Genomic DNA, 20,685 nt, shown 5'->3' on the forward strand with positions numbered 1-20,685 from the left:
GGGACACCCCATGACCGTACGTTCCGCCTGGCTGTCGGCCGACGGCCAGACCCGGGAGGACACCCGGGTCACCCAGATCGGGGCGGTCACCCCCGTCACCGACATCAAGGGCCGCTCCGGTGTCCTGCCCGGCTCCGAGAACGGCCTGTACCGGGTCACCGGACTCTGGCTCAACGGCACCACCGGCGGTATGACCGCCACCGTCGGGGTGGGCCGGGCCGTCGTCCAGACGTCCGTCGCCCGCGGCGCCTACCCGGTCGCCGTCACCGAACCGGTCCCGCTCACCTTCGACGCCGGCGACCCCCAGTTCGGCCGCGTCGACCTCGTCGTCCTGCGGGTCTACGACGACGACTACGACGGCTCCGACCGCACCGAGGCCGCCGTCGAGATCGTCAAGGGCACCGCGGCCGCCACCCCGGTCGCCCCCGCCGCCCCGGACGCCTCCCTCGTGCTGTTCACCGTCGCCGTGGCCAAGAACGCCGGCGCCGGCAGCGGCGGCATCGACTGGGACAGCGCCCGCGTCGATCTGCGCCCCACCACCGTCCCGCTCGGCGGCATCCTGCCGACCCGCTCCGACGACACCGCGCCCGGCGGCTATCCCGGCCACTACCGGGACGTCAACGACACGCTCCAGCGCTGGAGTTCCACTGCCTGGGTGCCCTACCCCAAGGGCGTCGGCGGACTCGTCCCGGCCGGGGTGCTGACGACCGGCGGCTATGTCGGCCAGTACCGCGACTCCTCGCTCGGCCAGCTCCAGCGCTGGAACGGCGGCGCCTGGCAGCCGGCCGTTCCGGGGCCCGTCTTCGTGCAGTCGCTGGACGCCGGGACCACCGCCTCGACGACGTACACGGCCGCCCTGGCCTCCACCACCGTCACGGCGCTCACGCTCACCTTCACCGCTCCGCCGTCCGGCTCCGTGATCATCGGCCTGGGCGCCCGGATGTCCTCGGGCGGCGAGACCGCACAGGCCCACATGTCCCCGCAGGTCACGCTGGGCTCCACGGTGATCTGGGCGGCGGACGACGAGCGGGGCGCGTCCGGTTCGGGCGCCGTGTCCAAGTCGACGTCGACCCAGCTGCGCCTGAACTCCCTCACCGCCGGCTCGACCTACACCGTCACCGCGATGCACCGGTCGAGCAACGCGAGCTTCACCTGCGCGTTCGACAACATCTTCCTGCGCGTCGACCCGATCGCCTGAACCACCGTCCCGTTCCCTCCCGTTCTCCCGAAAGGAGTCGACCATGCCCGTGCGCTCCGGATGGCTCTCCCCCGACGGCCAGTCCCGTGAGGACACCCGCCTCGTCTCGCTCGGCGCCCTGACCCCCACCTCGCCCGTCGCCACCCGCTCCGGTGTCCTGCCGGGCTCCTCCGACGGCGCCTCCCGCATCTCCGGCTTCACGCTCACCGGCACGGCGAACAGCATGTCCGCCACGGTCAGCCCCGGCCGTGCCGTGCTCCAGAGCACCGACGCCAGGGGCGCCTACCCGGTCGCCCTCACCGAGTACCTGCCCGTGACGTTCGCGGACGGCAACGCCCAGTACACCCGCATCGACCTGCTCGTCCTGCGGATCTACGACGACGCCTACGACGGCCTCGGCCGCACCGAGGCCGTCGTCGAGATCGTCCCGGGCACCCCGGCCGCGGCCCCGACGGTACCGGCGGTGCCCGGCCTGTCGCTTCCGCTGTACGAGGTGACCGTGCCGGCCAACGCGAGCGCGGGCACCGGCGGCATCGCCTGGGCCTCGGCGCTGCTCGGCCGCCGCACCGCCACGGTCGGCGTCGGCGGCATCCTCCCGGTGACCACGGACACCTCCAACGGCGCCTACCCCGGCCAGTACCGGGACCTGGGCGGCGTGATCCAGCGCTGGTCCGGCACCGCCTGGGCCGACTACCAGCCGCCGCTCGTCGTGGAGACGACCAACACCGGGGTCACCGCCCAGGGCAACTGGTCGCTGTCGTGGTTCGGCGCCCGCCGCACGCGCGGCGTCTGCTCGTTCACCGTCGGCCTCACCCGCCTCACCAGCGCCCTCACCGCGACGGCCGCCGGCACCACCAACCCGGGCAACGTCGGCGACGAGCTGATCTGTGCCCTGCCGGCCGGCTGGCGGCCGGTCGTCGAGACCTACGCCTCCGCGAGCGACGGCTTCGCCGACGGCGCCGTCCGGATCGCCGCCGACGGCTCGGTCCAGCTGATCACCTGGTCGACCAGCGGTGTCATCCAGGTCGGCAATGTCCTGCGCTTCTCCGCCTGCTTCGTGCTGTGAGCGCCGACCGACACGGCCCTGGGAGCTGACCGCCGTATGTCCACGACCACCACCCCCTACCGCGCGATCTTCTGCGATCTGCGCACCGACGACACCATCGACATCCTGCCCCTGCGGGACGTCACCGTCGACGACTACATCGGCAAGGCCGGATCTCTCTCCGGCACCGTCCCCGTCCCCAACGCGCAGGTGGCCGCCCGCGTCCGCCGCATCGAGGAGGGCCGCACCGCGGTCTACCTCCAGCGCGGCAACGACCTGTGGTGGGGCGGCATCATCTGGACGTCCACCCTGCAGAGCGACGACCGGGGCGTACTCACCCTCGGCATCCAGGCGGCCACCTTCGAGTCGTACGCCGGCCGCCGCCGTATCCGCCAGGACCTCACCTTCTCCGGGAGCAACGACCAGCTGGAGGTGGCGCGGCGGCTGTGGCGCCACCTCCAGACCGGCGAGCTCGTCGACGACGGCACGCCCGCGCTGCCGACCGGCGGCGACATCGGCGTCACCTTCGGGCAGGAGCTCTCCGGGGTGACGCGCGCGGTGTCGTACCGCGACGGCGACGAGACCGTCTACCTGGAGGCGATCGACGCCCTGGCCGCTCTGGAGAACGGCTTCGAGCACTACATCGCCGTCTACCGCGACCCGGTCACTGGCACCCGGGTCCGCCGGCTGCGGCTGGGCAGCCCGAAGATCACCACCGGCAGCACCGACCTGGTGATGGACCGGCCGGGCACGATCCTGTCGTACACCTTCCCGCGCGACGCCACCCGCGGCGGGACCACCGCCCGCGCCCGCGGCGCCACGGACAACACCAACCAGGCCGTCGAGTCCCGTCCGCTGTTCGCCGACGCCGACATCCCCGACGGCGAAGCCCTGATCAAGGTCGGCTATCCGCGGGTCGACCTCGCCTCGGACCACAACGACATCGCGAGCACGACGATCCTGCGGTCCCTGGCCAACGCCGAACTCGCCGAGGGCACCGGGGCCGTGGTGATCCCCGAGATCAGCGTCCGCCTCGACGACCTGGTGCCGTCGGCGCTGCTGGGCCGCACCGTCCGGCTCCGGATCACCGACGAGTGGTGGACCGAGGGCCTGGACGCCCGCTACCGGATCATCGGCGTCAAGGTCAGCCCGGCCCAGCGCGGCCGCCCCGACACCGCCGAGCTCTACCTGGAGGACGCCTGATGCCCCAGCTCCCCGAAGACATCATCGACCGGCTCACCCAGATGGAACGCCGCATCCAGCAGCTGTCCACCGCCGTCAACACCCGCCCCGCCCTCAACACGATCACCGGCGGCGAGGTGGAGATCAAGGACGGCACCCTGAAGGTCACCGACGGCGGCACCTTGCTCGTCCAGCGGCCCGGCAGCACCGACACGATGTTCCGGGTCGGCTCGTGGAAGGACGCCGAGTACGGCCTGGAGATCCATCGCCAGACCGGCAGCCTCGCCATGACCCTGTTCAACGGGGACGGCAGTGCGGGCTCGCTCCAGCCGCTGCGGATCTACGACAACGGAAACCGGGAGATCTTCTCCGACGACGTCAACAGCGGCGGCCTGGCCCGGCCCTGGCTGGCCATGCTGCCCCCGCAGGACTCGGCGACGGCACGCTGGCCGCAGACCGCCTCGACGGCCTGGACGACGATCGCGCTGTCGTACAACCCGGTCTGGCAGCCGAAGATGCGGCTGCGGCTGAGCACCGCGGCCAGCTCCGGCGCGGCCGGCCAGGTCCGGGTGCTGGTGAACAGCGCCCAGTGGGGCCCCACGGTCGCCGCGGGCACCGAGTTCGACTACACCGACCTGATCAGCACCACCTTCTCCTCCGTGTACACCACCACGGTCAAGGTGGAGATCCAGGCCATCGTCACCAGCGCCTCCGGCACCGTCCACGCCACCCCGGTCCTCATGCACGGCCGCCAGAGCTGATCCCCGACACCACAGGAAGGCAGCGCGTCCATGGACATCGACCCCACCCAGCCCTGGGGCCTCGCGATCGACTACGCGGGCCGGGCCACCCTCACCGAGAGCGGCCACACGATCCACGTCAACGTCTCCGACACCAGCCTCAGCTCGGTCATCGGCCCCGACTCGATCAGCGGGACCTACTCGCCGGTCAACGTCACCGCCCAGTTCACCGAGACCGGCGAGGGCGGCGCGGTCCTGCGCGGCACCGGCCGCATCACGATCATGCCCGTCGGCACGGACCCGGTCGTCCCCGACCCGACGGCCGTCCAGCGAGCGGTCGCCGAGGCCCTGACCGACTTCGCGAGCAACGCGGCGGCCTACGTCGCCCTGTGCGCCCGGTGGCAGCCGGACGACGGCGCCGAGGACGGCGACGGCACCACCCCGGACCCCGGCACCCCCACCGAGGCCGACGCCGGCACCAGCACCAGCACCAGCACCAGCACCGACGCCGACGCCGACCCCGCCATGGTCTGAGGCCACCGCACGTAGCACGAAGAACCACCCCCGCCACCCCGAGCCGCTCCCCCGCCGGCCGGGGTTTTCTCATGCCCGAACACTCCCCAGGGAGGCACCACCATGGCCAACCCCCTCTCCGCCGACGCCCTCGTGTCCGCACTGCGGGCCGAGGGCGTCACCGTCGTCGAGCACTCCGACTGGCGCACCAACAACCGTAACCACAAGGGCAGTTGGGGCCCGGTCAACGGAGTGATCGTGCACCACACCGTCACCTCCGGCACCGGCAACAGCGTGAGCCTGTGCTTCGACGGCCACTCCGCCCTGCCTGGCCCCCTCTGCCACGGCGTGATCGCCAAGGACGGCACGGTCCACCTCGTCGGCAACGGCCGCGCCAACCACGCGGGCAGCGGCGACGGTGACGTCCTGAAGGCCGTCATCGCCGAGAAGGCGCTGCCCGCGCCGAACGAGAACGACACCGACGGCAACGTCCACTTCTACGGCTTCGAGTGCGTCAACCTCGGCGACGGCAAGGACCCCTGGCCGGCGGTCCAGCTGGAAGCCATGGTCCGCGCCTCGGCCGCGCTGTGCCGGGCGCACGGCTGGTCGGCCGCCTCCGTGATCGGCCACAAGGAGTGGACCAGCACGAAGATCGACCCGCGCGGCTTCACCATGGCCGACTTCCGCGCCAGGGTCGCGACCCGGCTGGGCAGGCCGACCACCCCGAGCACCGGCACCGGCACCGGCACCGGCACCGGCACGAGCAAGCCGCAGTACCAGCCCTTCCCCGGCGCCGCCTGGTTCCGGAAGAACCCGAAGTCGGCGATCGTCACCGCGCTGGGCAAGCGCCTGGTCGCCGTCGGCTGCTCCGCCTACACCTCCGGACCCGGCCCGCAGTGGACCGAGGCCGACCGTCTCTCCTACGCCAAGTGGCAGCGCAAGCTCGGCTACACCGGCTCCTCCGCCGACGGCTGGCCGGGCGCCAAGTCCTGGGCGGCGCTGAAGGTCCCCCACAGCTCCTGAGAATCGAGGCTCCCGATGTCAGAGGCCGCCAAGCGCACCCTCCGTACCGTTCTCCAGACCGCTGTCGGCCTGTGTGTCCTGCTGCCGACGGCCGTCGACGCCGCCGGCATCCCCGGCACCCTGCCCTGGGCCGCCGCGGCGCTCACCGCCGCCGCCGGCGTGACCAGGGTCATGGCCCTGCCCGCCGTACAGACCCTGCTGCCCTCGTGGCTGCGCACGGACACCCCGGCCGGCGCAAGGCCCAGCGAAAAGAGCGACGCGTGAACGAACCCTTCTCCGACCCGGCCGCCGTGGCCCTGGAACTGGAGCGGCTGCGCGGCACCGTCGAGGCCGGCTTCGCCCGCGTCGACGGCTCGCTCGCCCTGCTGGTCCAGCGCAGCGACCAGACCGACAAACAGATCGCCGACCACGAACAGCGCCTCGACGCCCTGGAACGCTCCCGCTGGCCACTCGCCAGCATCGGCGCCCTGGCCGCCCTCGCGACGGTCGCCGTCACCGCCTGGGAGCTGACCGGCCGCTAGCCCAGGTCGCCGGACATGCCGAAGGGCGGCCACCCCGTACGCAACGGGGTGACCGCCCTTCAGTACTTCAGACGTACGCCTTACTGGTTGTACGGACCGTAGTCGTAGTCCTCCAGCGGAACGGCCTGGCCGGAGCCCGTGCCGAACGGCGAGTAGTCGATGTCGTCGTAGCCGACGGCCGAGTACATCGCGGCCTTGGCCTCCTCGGTCGGCTCGACCCGGATGTTGCGGTAGCGGGACAGACCCGTACCGGCCGGGATGAGCTTACCGATGATGACGTTCTCCTTGAGGCCGATCAGGGAGTCGGACTTGGCGTTGATCGCCGCGTCCGTCAGCACCCTGGTCGTCTCCTGGAAGGACGCCGCCGACAGCCAGGACTCCGTGGCCAGCGAGGCCTTGGTGATACCCATGAGCTGCGGACGACCGGAGGCCGGGTGACCGCCCTCCTGCACCACACGACGGTTCTCGACCTCGAACTTCGAGCGCTCGACGAGCTCGCCGGGCAGCAGCTCGGCGTCGCCGGACTCGATGATCGTCACCCGGCGCAGCATCTGCCGGATGATGATCTCGATGTGCTTGTCGTGGATCGACACACCCTGCGAGTTGTACACCTTCTGGACCTCGCCGACCAGGTGGACCTGGACGGCACGCTGACCCAGGATGCGCAGCACGTCGTGCGGGTTGGTGGCACCCACGGTGAGCTTCTGGCCCACCTCGACGTGCTCGCCCTCGCTGACCAGGAGACGGGCGCGCTTCGAGATCGGGAACGCCGTCTCGTCGCTGCCGTCGTCCGGCGTGATGACGATCTTCTTGGTCTTCTCGGTCTCCTCGATCCGCACGCGGCCCTGGGCCTCGGAGATCGGGGCGACACCCTTCGGGGTACGGGCCTCGAAGAGCTCGACGACACGCGGCAGACCCTGGGTGATGTCGTCACCGGCCACACCACCGGTGTGGAAGGTACGCATCGTCAGCTGGGTACCGGGCTCACCGATGGACTGGGCGGCGATGATGCCGACCGCCTCACCGATGTCGACCAGCTTGCCGGTGGCCAGCGAGCGGCCGTAGCACATGGCGCAGGTGCCGACCTGGGACTCACAGGTCAGGATCGAGCGGGTCTTGACCTCCTCGACACCGTGGCGCACGAGCTGGTCGATGAGCACGTCGCCCAGGTCCACGTTGGCCGGCGCGATCACCTTGCCGTCGATGACGACGTCCTCGGCGAGCATGCGGGCGTAGACGCTGGTCTCGACGTCCTCGGCCTTGCGCAGCACGCCGGCCTCGTCGTGCGAGGCGATCCGCAGCTTCAGACCGCGCTCGGTGCCACAGTCCTCCTCGCGGATGATGACGTCCTGCGAGACGTCCACCAGACGACGGGTCAGGTAACCCGAGTCGGCGGTACGCAGGGCGGTGTCCGCCAGACCCTTACGGGCACCGTGCGTGGAGATGAAGTACTCCAGCACGGACAGGCCCTCACGGAAGGACGCCTTGATCGGACGCGGGATGGTCTCGTTCTTCGCGTTCGACACCAGACCACGCATACCGGCGATCTGCCGCATCTGCATCATGTTTCCTCGGGCACCCGAGTCAACCATCATGAAGATGGGGTTCGTCTTGGGGAAGTTCGCGTTCATCGCCTCGGCGACCTCGTTGGTCGCCTTGGTCCAGATCGCGATGAGCTCCTGCGTGCGCTCTTCCTTGGTGATCAGACCGCGCTCGTACTGCTTCTGGACCTTCTCGTCCAGCGCCTCGTAGCCCGCGACGATGGCCTTCTTCGCCTCGGGGACGACGACGTCGGAGATGGCCACGGTGACACCGGAGCGGGTGCCCCAGTAGAAGCCGGCCGCCTTCAGGTTGTCGAGCGTCGCCGCCACGATGACCTTGGGGTAGCGCTCCGCGAGGTCGTTGACGATCTCGCCGAGCTGCTTCTTGCCCACCGAGTAGTCGACGAACGGGTAGTCCTCGGGCAGCAGCTCGTTGAAGAGCGCGCGGCCCAAGGTCGTCCGCAGGCGGAAGGTGTCACCCTGCTGCCACTCCGGCTCGCCCTCTTCGCGGGCCGGCGGGGTCCAGCCGCGCGGCGGGATGGTGCCCACCGGGAAGCGGATGTCGATCGCCGACTGCAGCGCGAGCTCACCGGCGTCGAACGCCATGATCGCCTCGGCCGTGGAGCCGAACGCGCGGCCCTCGCCCTTGGTGTCACGCAGCTCGCCGTCGGTGGTGAGGAAGAACAGACCGAGGACCATGTCCTGGGTCGGCATCGTCACCGGACGGCCGTCGGCGGGCTTCAGGATGTTGTTCGAGGACAGCATCAGGATGCGGGCCTCGGCCTGCGCCTCCGCGGAGAGCGGCAGGTGGACGGCCATCTGGTCACCGTCGAAGTCCGCGTTGAACGCGGTGCAGACGAGCGGGTGGATCTGGATGGCCTTGCCCTCGACCAGCTGCGGCTCGAAGGCCTGGATGCCGAGGCGGTGCAGGGTGGGCGCACGGTTCAGCAGAACCGGGTGCTCGGCGATGACCTCTTCGAGGACGTCGTACACGACCGTGCGGCCGCGCTCCACCATGCGCTTCGCGCTCTTGATGTTCTGCGCGTGGTTCAGGTCGACCAGGCGCTTCATCACGAACGGCTTGAAGAGCTCCAGCGCCATCGCCTTCGGCAGACCGCACTGGTGCAGCTTCAGCTGCGGACCGACGACGATCACGGAACGCGCGGAGTAGTCCACACGCTTGCCGAGCAGGTTCTGACGGAATCGACCCTGCTTGCCCTTCAGCATGTCGCTGAGGGACTTCAGCGGGCGGTTACCGGGACCGGTGACCGGGCGACCACGACGACCGTTGTCGAAGAGGGCGTCGACGGCCTCCTGGAGCATGCGCTTCTCGTTGTTCACGATGATCTCGGGCGCGCCGAGGTCGAGAAGCCGCTTCAGGCGGTTGTTCCGGTTGATCACACGGCGGTACAGGTCGTTCAGGTCGGAGGTCGCGAAGCGGCCACCGTCCAGCTGCACCATCGGGCGAAGGTCCGGCGGGATGACCGGCACGCAGTCCAGCACCATGCCCTTGGGGCTGTTGCTGGTCTGCAGGAACGCGGAGACGACCTTCAGGCGCTTGAGCGCACGGGTCTTCTTCTGGCCCTTGCCGGTACGGATGATCTCGCGGAGGCGCTCGGCCTCCTCGTCGAGGTCGAAGGACTCCAGACGCTTCTGCAGCGCCGCGGCACCCATCGAACCGTCGAAGTACGTGCCGAAGCGGTCACGCAGCTCGCGGTAGAGCAGCTCGTCGCCCTCGAGGTCCTGGACCTTGAGGTTCTTGAAGCGGGCCCACACCTCGTCGAGACGGTCGATCTCGCGCTGGGCGCGGTCGCGCAGCTGCTTCATCTCCCGCTCGGCGCCTTCGCGCACCTTGCGGCGCACGTCGGCCTTGGCACCCTCGGCCTCGAGCTCGGCCAGGTCGGTCTCGAGCTTCTTGGCACGGGCCTCGAGGTCGGCGTCACGACGGTTCTCGATCTGCTGACGCTCGACGGAGACGTGCGCCTCCAGCGAGGGCAGGTCACGCGTCCGGCGCTCGTCGTCGACGTACGTGATCATGTACGCCGCGAAGTAGATGACCTTCTCGAGGTCCTTGGGAGCCAGGTCGAGCAGGTAGCCCAGACGGCTCGGGACACCCTTGAAGTACCAGATGTGCGTCACGGGAGCGGCGAGCTCGATGTGGCCCATCCGCTCACGACGCACCTTGGCGCGGGTCACCTCGACGCCGCAGCGCTCACAGATGATGCCCTTGAAGCGGACACGCTTGTACTTGCCGCAGTAGCACTCCCAGTCCCGGGTCGGACCGAAGATCTTCTCGCAGAAGAGTCCGTCCTTTTCGGGCTTGAGCGTGCGGTAGTTGATGGTCTCGGGCTTCTTGACCTCGCCGTGGCTCCACTGACGGATGTCGTCAGCGGTAGCCAGACCGATCCGGAGCTCGTCGAAGAAGTTGACGTCGAGCACTATGCGTCAATCCCTCTCAGGGTTGTAAGTCTTAGGGTCTGATACGGGGGTCCCGGGGCCGGCAGGGCTCAACGTCGTGAGCCCTGCCGAACTCCCGTCAGACCTCTTCGACGCTGCTCGGCTCACGCCGGGACAGGTCGATGCCGAGCTCCTCCGCAGCGCGGAAGACATCCTCGTCGGTGTCGCGCATCTCGATGGACATACCGTCACTGGACAGCACCTCCACGTTCAGGCAGAGAGACTGCATCTCCTTGATGAGCACCTTGAAGGACTCGGGGATGCCAGGCTCGGGGATGTTCTCGCCCTTGACGATGGCCTCGTAGACCTTCACGCGGCCGGTGACGTCGTCGGACTTGATCGTCAGCAGCTCCTGGAGGGCGTACGCGGCGCCATAAGCCTCCAGCGCCCACACCTCCATCTCACCGAAGCGCTGACCGCCGAACTGCGCCTTACCACCCAGCGGCTGCTGGGTGATCATCGAGTACGGACCGGTCGAGCGGGCGTGCAGCTTGTCGTCGACCAGGTGGTGCAGCTTCAGGATGTACATGTAGCCGACCGAGATCGGGTCCGGGAACGGCTCACCGCTACGGCCGTCGAACATCCGCGCCTTACCGGTCGGGAGCACCATGCGCTCGCCGTCGCGGTTCGGAATGGTGTGGTTCAGCAGGCCCGCGAGCTCGTCCTCACGCGCACCGTCGAAGACCGGGGTGGCCACGTTGGTACCCGGGGCGACCTGGTCGGCGCCGATGCCCTGGAGCCGCTGCGCCCAGTCCTCGCCGAGACCGGAGACGTCCCAGCCGCGGCTGGCGAGCCAGCCGAGGTGGATCTCCAGCACCTGTCCCGGGTTCATTCGGGACGGCACACCCAGCGGGTTGAGGATGATGTCGACCGGGGTCCCGTCCTCGAGGAACGGCATGTCCTCGATGGGCAGGATCTTGGAGATGACACCCTTGTTGCCGTGACGGCCGGCGAGCTTGTCACCGTCCGTGATCTTGCGCTTCTGCGCCACGTAGACCCGAACCAGCTGGTTCACGCCCGGCGGCAGCTCGTCGCCTTCCTCACGGTCGAAGACGCGGACGCCGATGACCTTGCCGATCTCGCCGTGCGGCACCTTCAGCGAGGTGTCACGGACCTCACGGGCCTTCTCACCGAAGATGGCGCGCAGCAGGCGCTCCTCCGGGGTCAGCTCGGTCTCACCCTTGGGCGTGACCTTGCCGACGAGGATGTCACCGGCGACGACCTCGGCACCGATACGGATGATGCCGCGCTCGTCGAGGTCGGCGAGGACCTCCTCGGAGACGTTCGGGATGTCCCGGGTGATCTCCTCCGGGCCGAGCTTGGTGTCACGGGCGTCGACCTCGTGCTCCTCGATGTGGATCGAGGAGAGGACGTCGTCCTGCACGAGGCGCTGCGACAGGATGATCGCGTCCTCGTAGTTGTGACCCTCCCACGGCATGAACGCCACGAGCAGGTTCTTGCCCAGGGCCATCTCGCCGTTCTCGGTGGCCGGGCCGTCGGCGAGGACCTGACCGGTGATGATCCGGTCGCCCTCGTTGACGATGACCTTCTGGTTGACCGAGGTGCCCTGGTTGGACCGGGAGAACTTGGCCAGGCGGTACGTGATGTACGTGCCGTCGTCGTTGGTCGTGGTGATGTAGTCCGCGGAGACCTCCTGGACCACACCGTCCTTCTCGGCCTTGACCACGTCGCCGGCGTCGACGGCGGAGCGGTACTCCATGCCGGTGCCGACGAGCGGGGCCTCGCTCTTGATGAGCGGCACGGCCTGACGCATCATGTTCGCGCCCATGAGGGCACGGTTGGCGTCGTCGTGCTCGAGGAACGGGATCATGGCGGTCGCGACCGACACCATCTGGCGCGGCGAGACGTCCATGTAGTCCACGTCGTCACCGGGGACGTAGTCGACCTCGCCGCCACGGCGGCGGACCAGGACGCGGTTCTCGGTGAAGCGCAGGTCGTCGTCGAGCGTGGCGTTGGCCTGCGCGATGACGAACCGGTCCTCTTCGTCGGCCGTCAGGTAGTCGACCTCGTCGGTGACGACACCGTCGGTGACCCGGCGGTACGGCGTCTCGACGAAACCGAACGCGTTGACGCGGCCGTAGGAGGCGAGCGAACCGATCAGACCGATGTTCGGGCCTTCGGGGGTCTCGATCGGGCACATGCGTCCGTAGTGGGACGGGTGCACGTCACGGACCTCGAAGCCGGCCCGCTCACGGGACAGACCACCCGGGCCGAGGGCGTTGAGACGACGCTTGTGCGTCAGACCCGACAGCGGGTTGTTCTGGTCCATGAACTGCGACAGCTGGCTGGTGCCGAAGAACTCCTTGATGGAGGCGACGACCGGCCGGATGTTGATCAGGGTCTGCGGCGTGATCGCCTCGACGTCCTGGGTCGTCATGCGCTCACGCACGACGCGCTCCATACGAGCCAGACCCGTGCGGACCTGGTTCTGGATGAGCTCGCCGACGCTGCGGATACGACGGTTGCCGAAGTGGTCGATGTCGTCGGTCTCGACCATGATCGAGCGACCGGACTCGCCGACCGTCTCGGTCTCCCCGGCGTGCAGCTTCACCAGGTACTTGATCGTCGCGATGACGTCCTCGACGGTCAGGACACCCGCGTTGAGCGGGGCCTCGCCACCGAGCTTCTTGTTGACCTTGTAGCGGCCGACCTTGGCCAGGTCGTAGCGCTTGGGGTTGAAGTAGAGGTTCTCGAGCAGCGTCTGCGCGGCCTCACGCGTGGGCGGCTCGCCCGGACGCAGCTTGCGGTAGATGTCGAGCAGCGCGTCGTCCTGGCCCTGGGTGTGGTCCTTCTCCAGGGTGGCGCGCATGGACTCGTACTCGCCGAACTCCTCGAGGATCTGCTCGGTGGTCCAGCCGAGAGCCTTCAGAAGGACGGTGACGGACTGCTTGCGCTTGCGGTCGATACGCACACCGACCATGTCGCGCTTGTCGATCTCGAGCTCCAGCCAGGCACCCCGGGACGGGATGACCTTGGCGGAGAAGATGTCCTTGTCGGACGTCTTGTCGATGGAGGAGTCGAAGTAGACACCCGGCGAACGGACCAGCTGCGACACGACGACACGCTCGGTGCCGTTGATGACGAAGGTGCCCTTATTGGTCATGAGCGGGAAGTCGCCCATGAAGACCGTCTGGGACTTGATCTCGCCGGTCTCGTTGTTGGTGAACTCGGCCGTCACGAAGAGCGGGGCCGCGTACGTGAAGTCGCGGTCCTTGCACTCGTCGATGCTGTTCTTCGGAGGCTCGAAACGGTGGTCGCGGAAGGTCAGCGACATCGACCCGGAGAAGTCCTCGATCGGCGAGATCTCCTCGAAGATCTCCTCCAGACCGGACTTGGTGGGGACGTCCTGACCGGACTCCAGGGCGGCCTCGACGCGACCCTTCCAGGCGTCGTTGCCGAGCAGCCAGTCAAAGCTCTCGGTTTGCAGCGCGAGAAGGTTCGGAACCTCGAGGGGCTCCCTGATCTTTGCAAAGGAGATGCGCAGCGGGGCGGTGCTGGCGGCGTTGTTCGTATTCGCGATCGAGGCGTTGCGCGAGGCGGCCAAGAGGGGGTCCTTCCGAGGGCTCGGACTCACTACGCGCGTACCGGCTCCTCATCCTGCGCGCAGAGACAGAAATCCCAGGTGGGGGATTGTCTGGTCGTCCGGCTCAAGTGAGGGCATGCCCCTGGTGACGGGCAGGGAACAGCTAACAGGCAGCGCAAAGGGTCAGTGTAGCCACTTGGCACACTGATGTCCAGTGCGGGTTTCTGGAGACCCTCGTAGTTCTCAACGCCCTCGGTCTGCTAGCCCTCAACGCACGGTGATACTGCCCTCTTCGCCGTCGATCCATGCCTCGGATTCGGATCCTTGTGACGACGCGTCCTGAGAATTGCGCGCTGCGTGCGGTTCGTCAAGGCCCCCCTGCGCGAACTCGGCCGCTGGAGACACGATGAAGATCACCATACCCCCCGGTCAAGCAGGTGCAAGGCAACCGTGGTCACGCTCCCAGGAACGCCGAAGAGCGACCACCCAGATGGATGATCGCTCTTCGGTGCGTGAGCGTTACAGCCCCGGAGGGACTGATTCAGCCTTCGCGTCCGGTCGTCGCCGACCGGGAGGTGTTACTTGACCTCGACGGAGGCGCCGGCGCCCTTGAGGGACTCGGCGGCCTTCTCAGCGGCCTCCTTGGCGACCTTCTCGAGGACGGGCTTCGGAGCGCCGTCGACGAGGTCCTTGGCCTCCTTCAGACCCAGGGAGGTCAGCTCACGCACGACCTTGATGACCTGGATCTTCTTCTCGCCGGCACCGGTGAGGATGACGTCGAACTCGTCCTGCTCCTCAGCGGCCTCGACGGCGGCCGTCGGGCCGGCCGGGGCAGCGGCGACCGCGGCGGCGGCGGTGACGTCGAACTTCTCCTCGAACGCCTTCACGAACTCGGAGAGCTCGATGAGGGTGAGGTTCTCGAACTGCGCGAGCAGCTCTTCCTGGGACAGCTTCGTCGCCATGGTGGGCGATCCTTCCATTCAATTCGGCAGGTGCCGGATGTACATGTCGGCGGGCGTACGTTCGGCCCGCGTCGACCGCTGCGTCATGCAGCGATCAAAGTGCGAGCCGAGTTACTCGGCACCGCCCTGCTCGGCCAGCTTGACGCGAAGCGCCTCCGCGGTGCGGACGAACTTCGACGGAAGCGCCTGGAAGAGCGAGGCAGCCTGGGACTGCTTGCCCTTCATGGCGCCCGCCAGCTTGGCGAGCAGAACCTCGCGGGACTCGAGGTCCGCAAGCTTCTTGATCTCGTCGGCGGACAGCGCCTTACCGTCAAGGACACCGCCCTTGATGACGAGGTTCGGGTTGTCCTTGGCGAAGTCACGAAGACCCTTCGCCGACGTCACCGGGTCACCAGTGATGAAGGCAACCGCCGTCGGACCGTTGAACAGGTCGTCGAGCGTCGAGATCCCGGCCTCGTTGGCCGCGATCTTGGTCAGCGTGTTCTTCACCACGGCGTACTGGGCGTCTTCACCGAGCGAACGACGCAGCGTCTTGAGCTGCGCCACGGTGAGACCCCGGTACTCGGTCAGCACAGCGGCGTTCGAGCTGCGGAACTGGTCCGCGAGCTCGGCTACCGCGGCAGCCTTGTCGGGCCTTGCCATAGAGCGTCGGCCTCCTTCCGGGTGATGAGGACCGCTCAGAAGGGGCTGGGACAAACGAAACGCCCCGGCGCAGGCGCACGGGGCGTAGCTCGACCGAACGAATTCCGTGGAAGGATTTCGGTCCGGGAGCGTATCCACTGACACCTGCGCGGGTCGTCCGCATTGCAGCGGATCCTTCGGCCACCGCCCCCTCTTGCGAGAGCACGGCAACGACCAGCGGTCTTTGGCTTCTCGAGGAGCGTACGTGAACGGGGCGCCGTCAAGCAAATCCGCCCGTACGGGGCCGGTACGGGCCTCAGTCGCGGGCCTTCTTCAGCTCCTCGGCCATGTCCAGGGTGTCCGAGGCGGCCGGCACCTTCACGGTCACGGGCTTGCCGAAGTCGCGGAACGTGAGGGTGAGGTCGAGCTCCCCGTGCCGTCCGAAGCCCTGCACCCGCAGCTGCCGCGTACGGTCCTCGGCGTCGACCCACAGGTCCATGGTGAGTTCGTCCACCCCCTGCTTCTCGTACTGGGCGAGACTCTTCTCGGTCCGCTGCCGGACGCTCTTGTCCTCGTCCTTGTAGGAGGCGCGGATGTCGTCGACGGTGGCCGTCCCCGTGTAGTGGGTGGTGCGGACGCCGTCGACGGTCTCGGAGCCGGCCTTCTTCAGGTCCTCGGCCGCGGCGAGGAAGCCGCCCTCGTGGGAGGGGTTGTCCCGGACCCGGTCCACCATCGTGCCGGTGTCGACCTTGATCCCGCTGGGGGTGTCGGAGCTGCCCGGCGCCCCGAACTTGATCCAGTGCTTGCCGTTCTCGTCGGCTTCGTCGGTGCCGACGTACAGCACCCCGCCGACCAGCCGGAACTCACCCGTGCCCTGGTCGGGCCCGCTGAGCACGGTGGACTTCAGGCTCATGGCCGGCGGCTCGACGCCGATCGCCGCCTCGGCCGTGATGCGGCCCTCCTCCGGCGTCCGGCCGGTCATGCGGTAACGCAGGGACACGGCCTCCTCCGCCTTCTCCGCGGCCCGGGTGACGGCGGCCGCGGCGGCGGAGTCACCCCCGCTCTCCGTGCCGCCCGCCGCTCCACACCCCGCGACGAGCAGCGCGGACAGCCCGAGGACACCCACGGAAGACCTCATCCAACTTCCCCCAGAAGCCGATACAGCGAACACATGGCCGGTTCACAGCAAGACCGTGAAGGTATCCCAGGGGATCGGGAGAGGTCCCGTGATTTACGAGCCGGCACCCGCCCCCTGCTGCTTCACCAGCTCCGAGAAGTCAGCGGTGTCGCTCGCCGGAGGCACCTCGGCGGAGACCTCGGTCCCGTAGTCGGTGTAGTACGCGGTCTGGGCGTAGGCGCCCGCCGTGGTCTCGCCCTTCTCGACCTTCTTGACCAGCAGATCCCGGTCGTCGACCCAGATGTCGACCGTCTCGGTGGTGACGCCGGCCTGCTCCAGCGTCTTCCTCAGGTCGTCGAGCTGGCTCTGGCTGAGGTTGGAGTTCTTCTCGGCGAGGTCCGCCACCTCGACCGTCCCCGAGTAGTGCGTGGTCCGCTGCCCCCGCACCTTCTCCTCGCCGACCTCCCGCACGTCCCCGGAGGCCAGCAGCAGCTTCACCGACTGGTTCGGGGTGGTGTTCTGCATCTGGTCCTTCAGATACGCGCCGGAGCTGCCGCCGAGGCTCTCCAGGTCGTCGTACGCGTATCTGATCCAGTGCCTGCCTCCGGCCTGCTCCGCGAAGGTGTCGCCCATCCTCGCGTAGTAGGCGTCGGGCAGATAGCGGGCCTCCATCGACGTGGTGCCCATCTGGCGCATGGTGTCGGCCATGGTGCCGCCGGTGTACGTGATGGTGAGCGTGCCGGTGAGGCCGTCCCCCCAGCCGAGCGCGCCGTCCGCGGTCATCGACATCACGGAGCCCATGGTCGTGGTCGATTCGACCTTCGCGGAGTCGGCGCCGTCGGTGGACTTCTCGGCGGTGAGCAGGGCCGCGACGGGGCTGAGCGGGGGGCTGCCGTCCCCGCCCTTCCCGGAGCCGCCGGAGCCGCCCGAACCGTCGGAGTCACCGGAGCCGCCGGAGCCGCCGCAGGCCGTCACCCCGGTCAGCAGAGCCGCCGCGACGATCGAGAGGCCCGCGCGGCGCAGGTTCGTGCGCTTCATTCGTCCCACCCCCATGGATTCCTGTCACTGAACGCTAACGCACAGCACTGACAGTCGTACGAAAAAGATACGTACGGCAAAAGGGACGAGCCCCGCACCTCGAAAGGTTGCGGGGCTCGTCACCGACTGAGGGTGAGCTGTCAGGCTCAGACCGCGGCCGGGTCCTCCTCGACGAGAAGGTTCCGGGTGCGGTTCGGGTCGACCAGGATGCCGGGGCCGATCGTGGTGCTGATCGCGGCCTTCTTGATGTAACGACCCTTGGCGGCGGACGGCTTCAGACGGAGGATCTCCTCCAGGGCCGCGCCGTAGTTCTCCACCAGCTGGGTGTCGTCGAAGGACGACTTGCCGATGATGAAGTGCAGGTTCGAGTGCTTGTCGACGCGGAACTCGATCTTGCCGCCCTTGATCTCCGTGACGGCCTTGGCCACGTCGGGGGTGACCGTGCCGGTCTTCGGGTTCGGCATCAGACCACGCGGACCGAGCACGCGGCCGAGGCGGCCGACCTTGCCCATGAGGTCCGGGGTGGCGACGACGGCGTCGAAGTCCAGACGGCCCTTCGCGACCTCGTCGATCAGTTCGTCGGAGCCGACGATGTCGGCGCCCGCGGCCTCCGCGGCCGCAGCACGGTCACCGGTCGCGAAGACCAGGACCCGGGCGGTCTTGCCGGTGCCGTGCGGCAGGTTCACGGTGCCACGGACCATCTGGTCGGCCTTGCGCGGGTCGACACCCAGGCGGAAGGCGACCTCGACGGTGCCGTCGAACTTGCTCGTGGAGGTCTCCTTGGCGAGACGGACGGCCTCGAGCGGGGCGTAGAGCTTCTCCCGGTCGATCTTGGCGTCCGCAGCGCGGAGGGACTTGCTGCGCTTGCTCACTACTGCTCCTGTGTGTCTTGAGGAGTCGTGGTATGGGCCGAGCAGGCCCTGCCACGGTGCTACGAAGGTGCTACGGGGCTGCTGATCAGCCTTCGACCGTGATGCCCATGGAGCGGGCGGTGCCGGCGATGATCTTCGACGCGGCGTCCAGGTCGTTGGCGTTCAGGTCGGGAAGCTTGGTCGTGGCGATCTCACGGACCTGCGCCTCGGTGATCTTGGCGACCTTGGTCTTGTGCGGCTCGCCAGAGCCCTTCTCGACACCAGCGGCCTTGAGGATCATCTTCGCGGCCGGCGGCGTCTTGGTGATGAAGGTGAAGGAGCGGTCCTCGTAGACCGTGATCTCCACCGGGATCACCCAGCCACGCTGCGACTCGGTCGCGGCGTTGTAGGCCTTGCAGAACTCCATGATGTTGACGCCGTGCTGGCCGAGCGCGGGGCCGACCGGCGGGGCCGGGTTGGCCGCACCAGCGTTGATCTGGAGCTTGATGAGCCCCGTGACCTTCTTCTTCTTGGGAGGCATTGCTCTCTCCGGGTCCTAGTGAGAGTTTTCAGCCGTCCGGTCCGGATGATCCGGATGGAGGCATACCGCACAACGATAACGGGTATCCATGCGCGGCCAAAAACCGAGCAGGTCAGACCGTCCCCCGCAAGCGGGAGGTGCCCCCAGCGAGAGCGTGGTCTGACCTGATCGGAGGCTTGTGCTCCAGAGGAGGATCAGTTCTTCTGGATCTGGTCGAAGCTCAGCTCGACCGGGGTCTCGCGACCGAAGATCTCGACGAGGCCCTTGACCTTCTTCGAGTCGGCGTTGATCTCGTTGATCGTGGCCTGGAGCGTGGCGAAGGGGCCGTCGGTGACGGTGACCGAGTCGCCCACCTCGAAGTCCAGCACCTGGACCTCGACCTTGCGGGACGGAGCCGGCTTGCCCTCGGCCTCGGCGGCCTCACGCGCGGCCTTCTCCTCGGCCTCCGGGGCGAGCATCTTGACGATCTCGTCCAGGGTCAGCGGGTACGGGTCGTACGCGTTGCCCACGAAGCCCGTGACGCCGGGAGTGTTGCGGACGACGCCCCAGGACTCGTTCGTCAGGTCCATGCGCACCAGCACGTAGCCGGGGAGCTTGTTCTGACGGATGGTCTTGCGGTCGCCGTTCTTGATCTGGACGACCTCTTCCTGCGGCACCTCGGCCGCGAAGATGTAGTCCTCGACGTTGAGCGAGACGGCGCGCTGCTCCAGGTTGGTCTTCACGCGGTTCTCGTAGCCGGCGTACGTGTGGATGACGTACCACTCGCCGGGGAGGGTGCGCAGCTCCTCGCGCAGGGCGACAACGGGGTCGACGGGCTCGGCCGGCTCTTCTTCCTCGGCCTCGTCGACGACGTCCTCGGTCTCGACGTCCTCGTCGGCTTCCTCGTCCTCGACGTGGAGTGCGGCTTCCTCCGCGGGTTCGCCCGCTTCGGCCTCGGCAGCCTCGAACTCGTCCACCTCGTCCGCGCCCTCGACGATGTCGAGCTCGTCGTCCACGGACTCTTCCGGCTCGATGGCGTCGTTCAGGTTCTGGTCAGACACGGTGGCTGCTTCTTCCTGGATACATAGGGGTGGAACATGCGAAAGGGGCGCCGGATACCTCGGCGCCCTTCGCTCTAGGCTCAGCCAAAAACGTACTTGGCGGCGTGGCTGAGTCCATAGTCAATCACGGTCACCAGGCCGATCATGATGACGACAAAGACGATCACCACGGTCGTGTAGGTCGTCAGCTGATTCCGCGTGGGCCATACGACCTTGCGGAGCTCTGCGACGATCTGGCGATAGAAGAGCGCGAGACGCTTCAGCGGGCCCTTCTTGGCGCGCTTGCCGCCCTTGCGGGTCTTCTTCTGCGCCTCAGGCACCTCGTCCTGGGCATCAGGCGTGTCGATGGAGCCCACGGCATCCGCCATTCGTCCTCACCTGTTCCCGGGTCGTGGCCGTGCCGCGCCCGGTCTGAGCCGCACGGCGATGCATTGCTGGACGTACATGCGCTGCGCACACATCCTGGTGACGGAGTGTGTAGCAGGGCCGGAGGGACTTGAACCCCCAACCGCTGGTTTTGGAGACCAGTGCTCTACCAATTGAGCTACGACCCTTTGTGTGTTCCCCAACGTACCGCATCCGACCGGGTGCTCGGTGTGCACCTGTTGGGGCGCGGCTGTCGAAGGCCAACGACGTGTGAGTGTACGTGGTCTTGAGCGCCTCGTCGAACGGAAAGCGGCCTTGATCGGAATCACTCTGATGTTCAGTCGGCTGACCAGTCCGTGAAACCCGTGTGCCGGGGCGGTTTCCG

18 protein-coding genes and 1 tRNA gene are annotated in these 20,685 nt (G+C 68.1%); 8 read left to right on the forward strand and 11 right to left on the reverse strand.

Annotated features, from left to right (window positions below; translation table 11 throughout):
• The first annotated feature begins 10 nt into the window (after nucleotides 1-10).
• The 8 genes from OG933_RS18605 (at nucleotide 11) to OG933_RS18640 (ending at nucleotide 6,222) form a co-directional block, all read left to right on the forward strand.
• Nucleotides 11-1,198, forward strand: coding sequence for a hypothetical protein (locus OG933_RS18605; protein WP_405627893.1), 1,188 nt, complete (start codon nucleotides 11-13; stop codon nucleotides 1,196-1,198).
• A gap of 43 nt (nucleotides 1,199-1,241) precedes the next feature.
• Nucleotides 1,242-2,264 carry a hypothetical protein gene (locus tag OG933_RS18610; protein ID WP_362517913.1) on the forward strand — a complete coding sequence of 341 codons (1,023 nt, stop codon included), beginning with the start codon at nucleotides 1,242-1,244 and terminating at the stop codon, nucleotides 2,262-2,264.
• 36 nt (nucleotides 2,265-2,300) lie between these two features.
• The gene (locus OG933_RS18615) at nucleotides 2,301-3,446 is read left to right on the forward strand and encodes a hypothetical protein (protein ID WP_362517916.1); all 1,146 of its coding nucleotides are present in this window, start codon (nucleotides 2,301-2,303) and stop codon (nucleotides 3,444-3,446) included.
• Nucleotides 3,446-4,186 (forward strand): hypothetical protein, encoded by a 741-nt coding sequence (locus OG933_RS18620; RefSeq protein ID WP_405627895.1) that lies wholly within the window; start codon nucleotides 3,446-3,448, stop codon nucleotides 4,184-4,186. Before OG933_RS18615 ends, OG933_RS18620 begins: the two co-directional genes overlap by 1 nt.
• 30 nt (nucleotides 4,187-4,216) lie before the next feature.
• Complete coding sequence (locus tag OG933_RS18625; protein ID WP_362517922.1) at nucleotides 4,217-4,699, forward strand: ATP-binding protein; 483 nt, start codon at nucleotides 4,217-4,219, stop codon at nucleotides 4,697-4,699.
• Nucleotides 4,700-4,801: 102 nt separating this feature from the next.
• A complete protein-coding gene (locus tag OG933_RS18630) occupies nucleotides 4,802-5,701 on the forward strand; it encodes a peptidoglycan-binding protein (RefSeq protein ID WP_405627897.1) in 900 nt (299 codons plus the stop codon).
• A 15-nt stretch (nucleotides 5,702-5,716) separates the two neighbouring features.
• On the forward strand, nucleotides 5,717-5,965 hold the full coding sequence (locus tag OG933_RS18635; RefSeq protein WP_362517927.1) for a hypothetical protein: 249 nt from the start codon (nucleotides 5,717-5,719) through the stop codon (nucleotides 5,963-5,965).
• Nucleotides 5,962-6,222, forward strand: coding sequence for a hypothetical protein (locus OG933_RS18640; RefSeq protein WP_054238759.1), 261 nt, complete (start codon nucleotides 5,962-5,964; stop codon nucleotides 6,220-6,222). The genes OG933_RS18635 and OG933_RS18640 overlap by 4 nt, the downstream gene beginning before the upstream one ends.
• A gap of 80 nt (nucleotides 6,223-6,302) precedes the next feature.
• On the opposite strand, the gene OG933_RS18645 is transcribed toward OG933_RS18640, so the two are convergent.
• From OG933_RS18645 to OG933_RS18695, 11 genes are all read right to left on the reverse strand, one after another.
• Complete coding sequence (locus OG933_RS18645) at nucleotides 6,303-10,202, reverse strand: DNA-directed RNA polymerase subunit beta' (RefSeq protein WP_020132668.1); 3,900 nt, start codon at nucleotides 10,200-10,202, stop codon at nucleotides 6,303-6,305.
• Nucleotides 10,203-10,299: 97 nt separating this feature from the next.
• Nucleotides 10,300-13,785 (reverse strand): DNA-directed RNA polymerase subunit beta, encoded by a 3,486-nt coding sequence (gene rpoB / locus OG933_RS18650; RefSeq protein ID WP_020132669.1) that lies wholly within the window; start codon nucleotides 13,783-13,785, stop codon nucleotides 10,300-10,302.
• 557 nt (nucleotides 13,786-14,342) lie between these two features.
• Nucleotides 14,343-14,726 (reverse strand): 50S ribosomal protein L7/L12, encoded by a 384-nt coding sequence (rplL, locus tag OG933_RS18655; protein WP_020132670.1) that lies wholly within the window; start codon nucleotides 14,724-14,726, stop codon nucleotides 14,343-14,345.
• A 111-nt stretch (nucleotides 14,727-14,837) separates the two neighbouring features.
• Entirely contained in the window at nucleotides 14,838-15,368 is a 531-nt protein-coding gene (gene rplJ / locus OG933_RS18660; RefSeq protein WP_020132671.1) for a 50S ribosomal protein L10, read from the reverse strand.
• 295 nt (nucleotides 15,369-15,663) lie between these two features.
• Nucleotides 15,664-16,485 carry an LppX_LprAFG lipoprotein gene (locus tag OG933_RS18665; protein WP_362270276.1) on the reverse strand — a complete coding sequence of 274 codons (822 nt, stop codon included), beginning with the start codon at nucleotides 16,483-16,485 and terminating at the stop codon, nucleotides 15,664-15,666.
• 93 nt (nucleotides 16,486-16,578) lie between these two features.
• Nucleotides 16,579-17,502, reverse strand: a complete 924-nt coding sequence (locus tag OG933_RS18670) for a hypothetical protein (protein WP_362517934.1) — start codon at nucleotides 17,500-17,502, stop codon at nucleotides 16,579-16,581.
• A gap of 146 nt (nucleotides 17,503-17,648) precedes the next feature.
• Nucleotides 17,649-18,374 (reverse strand): 50S ribosomal protein L1, encoded by a 726-nt coding sequence (rplA, locus tag OG933_RS18675; RefSeq protein WP_020132674.1) that lies wholly within the window; start codon nucleotides 18,372-18,374, stop codon nucleotides 17,649-17,651.
• Between the two features lie 85 nt (nucleotides 18,375-18,459).
• A complete protein-coding gene (gene rplK / locus OG933_RS18680) occupies nucleotides 18,460-18,894 on the reverse strand; it encodes a 50S ribosomal protein L11 (RefSeq protein WP_020132675.1) in 435 nt (144 codons plus the stop codon).
• 194 nt (nucleotides 18,895-19,088) lie between these two features.
• Nucleotides 19,089-19,934 carry a transcription termination/antitermination protein NusG gene (gene nusG, locus OG933_RS18685; RefSeq protein ID WP_020132676.1) on the reverse strand — a complete coding sequence of 282 codons (846 nt, stop codon included), beginning with the start codon at nucleotides 19,932-19,934 and terminating at the stop codon, nucleotides 19,089-19,091.
• Nucleotides 19,935-20,014: 80 nt separating this feature from the next.
• Nucleotides 20,015-20,302 (reverse strand): preprotein translocase subunit SecE, encoded by a 288-nt coding sequence (gene secE, locus OG933_RS18690; RefSeq protein ID WP_020132677.1) that lies wholly within the window; start codon nucleotides 20,300-20,302, stop codon nucleotides 20,015-20,017.
• 113 nt (nucleotides 20,303-20,415) lie between these two features.
• A tRNA-Trp gene (locus OG933_RS18695) sits at nucleotides 20,416-20,488 on the reverse strand.
• Nucleotides 20,489-20,685 lie beyond the last annotated feature (197 nt).

This window comes from Streptomyces sp. NBC_00016 (assembly GCF_045040885.1).
GTDB classification, from domain to species: Bacteria; Actinomycetota; Actinomycetes; order Streptomycetales; family Streptomycetaceae; genus Streptomyces; species Streptomyces coriariae.